Origin of the sequence: Tabrizicola sp. (genome assembly GCF_036781545.1) — a bacterium.
Classification (GTDB): domain Bacteria; phylum Pseudomonadota; class Alphaproteobacteria; order Rhodobacterales; family Rhodobacteraceae; genus Tabrizicola.
The window spans coordinates 1-4352 of the sequence record NZ_DAIQAT010000218.1; the positions used below are offsets into that span (position 1 = coordinate 1).

Here is a 4352-nt window from a genome sequence, read left to right on the forward strand (position 1 = left end):
TCGGGGCTCAGGCGCCGATATGCTGGACCGATTCAAACACTTCCAGCTGCGGATGGCCCGCCATCACGCCCTGATGCCCGCCCGCTCCGGAATGTGCAGAGCGGAACGCCTCGGACTTGGTCCAGGCCTTGAACGCCTCTTCGCTGTCCCACATCGTATGCGAGGCATAAAGCCGGATGCCATCCGCCTCGGGCCCCTTGAACAGATGAAAGCTGACGAAGCCCGGCACCTGCGGCAGATGGCTCTCCCGCCCGGTCCAGATCTTCTCGAAAGCTTCCTCTTGTCCCGCGTTCACCTTGAAGCGGTTCATGGTAAGATACATCCCGTGTCTCCTGTCGTGACGATGGTGGCTGGAGCACGTCCGGAACGCGGGGAGAAGCGGTCGGGCCGTCGATCTGGCTGCGCAAGACGTTCCGGCAAAGATCACCCGGCGTCAACCCGAAGCTGGCCGCCCCGCATTCGCTGCGGCACCCGGACGGCGCCTGAAGACAAGCGTATCGGCCTTCGCACCCCTCGGCTCAGCCTCGAACCCCTGCGCCGCCAGCCCCGCCGCGACCCGCTCCACGCCCGCCGCCCCATAGACCTGCGGATGGGTCTCGACCACCACCAGCCGCACCCCAGTCAGGGGTTCGGCCAGCACCTCCAACTCGCCGCCCTCGATGTCGCAGCAGATCACCGTCGGCGCGAACCGTTCCAGCAACTTGCCGATGGGCCTCGCTGGCACCCGGATGACCTCGGCATTCTCCGGCCACCCTTCCGGCCCTTTCAGCGCGCTCGCCCAGAAGGCCGGGCGCAGGCCGAACTCCACCTCGCCCTCGCCCTTGGCCACCACCGCGCCACGCACCAGCTTCACGCCCGGAAACCCGTTCGCGGCCAGGTTCTTCCGCGCCAGCTTCACCGTCTCCGGCCCCGCCTCCACGCCTGCAACCGCCAGCTCTCCCAGCACTCCCGCCGTCAGCGCACAGATGAACCCCAGCCCCGCCCCCAGGTCCAAGAGCCGATCCCCCCGCCGCAGATGCAGGAGCAGCGCATCCGCCTCGTGATGCTCATAGCGGCCCGAAGACAGCGCCCGCTCCAGGTTCCCCTTCAGCGCCGCCTCCGGCAGGGTAAGCGTCAGGCCGCGAAGGGTGAAGCTGCGCATCTCGTCCCGCTCGGTTGTCTCAAGCTCCTGCCCCAGCTATATCGCACCGCGAACAGTGAAGGGGAGTGCCAAGGTGAAACTCTGGGTCGGCCTCGGCAATCCCGGCGCGAAATACGCGATGAACCGGCACAACATCGGCTTCATGGCCGTGGACCGCATCGCCGCCGACCACGGCTTTTCCCCCTGGCGCAAGGCCTTCCAAGGGCTGGTCAGCGAAGGCCGCCTCGGGACGGATAAGGTCGCGCTCCTGAAGCCCGAAACCTTCATGAACCTCTCCGGCCAGTCGGTCCAGGCCGCCGTCGCCTTCTGGAAACTGCCGCTTGCCGACCTCACCGTCTTCCATGACGAGCTTGACCTCGCTCCGGCCAAGCTGCGCCTGAAACAGGGCGGCGGCCATGCCGGGCACAACGGGTTGCGCTCCATCCACGCCCATCTTGGCGACGCCTATGCCCGTATCCGCCTCGGCATCGGCCATCCCGGCCACAAGGATGCAGTGGCGGCTTATGTTCTGCACGACTTCGCCAAGGCCGACGCAGACTGGCTCGAAGACCTCCTCCGCGGCATCTCCGAAGGCGCCGAGGCGCTGGCCTCAGGCGACACCCAGAAATTCCTGAACGCGGTCTCCCTGCGCACCGCCCCGCCCCGGTCCTCCACGACGAAGGAAAAACCCGAGGCCCCCGCACCGACCCCCAAGGTCGAAGAAGATACCCGCAGCCCGATGCAGAAGCTTCTGGACAGGTTCCGCTAGACCCTCCTCGTTCGACTTCACCTCCTCGTCGGCCATCCCCGCGAGACGTGACGGCGTCATCGACGGGCAGCTTCCCCACGCGACATGAGCCCCGCCAGCGCCCGCTTGACCAGCGAGGAGACCGCCGGCCGTTCCAGCGCGGCGAAGGGCAAGGGCCGGCACAGCTCCATCGCCGCCAGCCCGACCCTTGCGGTCAGCGCGCCGTTGACCACCCCCTCGCCGAAGCGGCGCGACAGCTTCGACAGCACCCCGCCCCCGGCGACCGAGCCGATCATGTCGTCGGTCAGCGCCAGCGCCCCGGCTGCCACCAGCGAGCCGAAGACCCGGCGGAGGAGTTTGAGGCTGCCGAAGCTTCCCGACCGCCCGCCGTAGATTTCCGCGATCCGCCGGATCATCCGCAGGTTCGCGACCGCCGCCGTCGCCACATCGGCCAGTGCCAGCGGCACCAGCGCCGTCACCGTCGCCACCTGCCGCGCCGCGCCCTCGATGACCAGCCGCGCCTCGGCGTCCAGCGTCGCCAGCAGTTCCCGCTCGGCCAGCGACAGAAGCGCGTCGGCGTCCATCACCTCGCCCTCGCGCTCGGCCAGCCGCGCCCGGCCCCAGGCGGTATCGCCCCGCGCGGCATAGATGCCGGTCAGGCCCGCCACCACCCGCCGCGCCGCCTTCATGTCAGCCTCGGCCCGCGCCGCCAGCGCCTGTTCGCGCAAGCCATCCAGACGCTTCAGCCGCAGGAAGGCGCCCCATTCCCGCATGGCAAGGAAGAGCCCGGCCACCACCGCCAGGACCACCAGCACGAAGGCCACCCAGCCCAGCACAAGGTTCCGCTCCAGCAGCCCGGTCACGAAGTCATAGGCCGCGACCGACAGGGCAAAGCTGAAAAGCGCCCCGAACGCCCAGAAAGCGAACCGCGTCAGGCCAGAACCCTTTGTCTGCGCCAAGGCCGCGACCGCCTGCATCGCTTGACCCTCGGGCAACGCATCCGGCACCGGGGGCGCGAGCGAGGGGTCGGCACCCTCCTCCATCTCTTCCAGGAAGGGCTTCGGCGGGCGGCTCACAGCTGGTCTCCGATCAGGAACTCCACCGCCCGGTCCAGCCGGATATGCGGCGGCCCCTCGCCGGGCCGCAGATTCAGCCGGGCGGGGGCAAAGGTCATGAGACTGTAGTCCGCATCCAGCCAGGCCTCCGCCCCCTCCCGCGCCGGGGAGAGAAGCCGCGCCGGGTCGGACGGCAGCGCGCCGGGATACATCAGCGCAGGCTTGCCTGTGGAAAGCAGCGTGCCCCGCACCGCCGGGACCTCGACCCCGTCCCGCGCCACCACCTCCTCCACCGTCGCCCGCAAGCTGGCCAGCGACATCGCCTCGGTCCGCGCGCCCGAGAAGTCGGCCCGCTGCTTCGCCTCGGCCAGCAGGCTGGCGGTGATCGCGGTCAGCGCCGGGTGCTGCTCATGGTGCAGATGGTCGGCCTTGGTGGCGGCGAAGATGATGCGCTCCACCCGCCGCCCGCCGAACAGCGAGGTCAGCCAGGAATTCCGCCCTGGCCGGAACGCCTCCAGCACCTCGGCCATCGTACGGCGCAGATCCTCCACCGCCCGCGGACCTTGGTGGATCGCGCCGAGAACGTCCATCAACACCACCTGCCGGTCAAGCTTGGCGAAATGATCCTGGAAGAACGGGCGGACGACGCGGGTCTTGTAGGCCTCATAGCGCCGCTCCATCTCGCGCCAGAGACTGTTGCGAGGGGTCAGCGCGGGCTTTGGCAGCGGCGCGAAGGTCAGGACCGGCGATCCGGCGAGGTCCCCCGGCAACAGGAACCGGCCCGGCGTCACGTCGACCCGGCCCAGATCGCGCGCGGCGGTCAGATAGGCGGTGAAGCTTTCGGCCAGTTGCCGGGCCTTGCCCTCGTCCAGCCGCAGCGCACCATCCTCGGCCCGGGCCAGCGCGAGATAGGCTGCCGCCTCCGAGCGCCTCTCCAGCCGGGCAAGAGTGGCCTCCGACCAGGCCTCGTAGCTGTCATCGAGAAGCGCGAGGTCGAGCAGCCACTCGCCGGGGTAATCGACGATGTCGAGATGCAGCGTCCGGGGTCCGCGCCACGACGACAGGAACCCGGCGGGCTGGACCCGGAACGACAGGCGCAGCTCCGAGATCGCGCGGGTCGAGGCGGGCCAGCGGGGCCGGTCGCCGGTCAGCGCGGCAAGATGGGCCTCGTAGTCGAAGCGGGGCAGCGTCACGTCGGGCTGGGGCTGCAGGTAGACCGCCTGGATGCGGCCCTGCGCGGCGGCCCGAAGCTGCGGCATCCGGCCCCGGTTCAGAAGGTTCGCGACCAGCGCGGTGATGAACACGGTCTTGCCGGCGCGGGAGAGGCCGGTCACGCCAAGGCGGAGGGTGGTGTCGAACAGGGTCTCGGAGAGCCCCGCCCCCGCGCTTTCGATTCCCCGGGAAATTCCGTCCGTCAGCCCGGAGAACA

General features: G+C 69.6%; 5 protein-coding genes. 1 reads left to right on the forward strand and 4 read right to left on the reverse strand.

All coding sequences use genetic code 11. The annotated features are described in order from the left end of the window. Window positions 1–7: 7 nt before the first annotated feature. Complete coding sequence (locus V7Q39_RS19460; RefSeq protein ID WP_333818266.1) at window positions 8–322, reverse strand: antibiotic biosynthesis monooxygenase family protein; 315 nt, start codon at window positions 320–322, stop codon at window positions 8–10. A 111-nt stretch (window positions 323–433) separates the two neighbouring features. Then, the gene (locus V7Q39_RS19465) at window positions 434–1141 is read right to left on the reverse strand and encodes an FkbM family methyltransferase (protein ID WP_333818267.1); all 708 of its coding nucleotides are present in this window, start codon (window positions 1139–1141) and stop codon (window positions 434–436) included. 73 nt (window positions 1142–1214) lie between these two features. On the opposite strand from V7Q39_RS19465, the gene pth reads away from it, so the two are divergent. Continuing rightward, window positions 1215–1889, forward strand: coding sequence for an aminoacyl-tRNA hydrolase (gene pth / locus V7Q39_RS19470; protein ID WP_333818268.1), 675 nt, complete (start codon window positions 1215–1217; stop codon window positions 1887–1889). Window positions 1890–1945: 56 nt separating this feature from the next. Here pth and V7Q39_RS19475 read toward each other — a convergent pair whose 3' ends face one another. Beyond that, on the reverse strand, window positions 1946–2911 hold the full coding sequence (locus V7Q39_RS19475; protein ID WP_333818269.1) for a YcjF family protein: 966 nt from the start codon (window positions 2909–2911) through the stop codon (window positions 1946–1948). 29 nt (window positions 2912–2940) lie between these two features. Continuing rightward, window positions 2941–4352 (reverse strand): YcjX family protein (locus V7Q39_RS19480; protein WP_443082554.1); only part of this gene is annotated, 1412 nt, incomplete at its 5' end.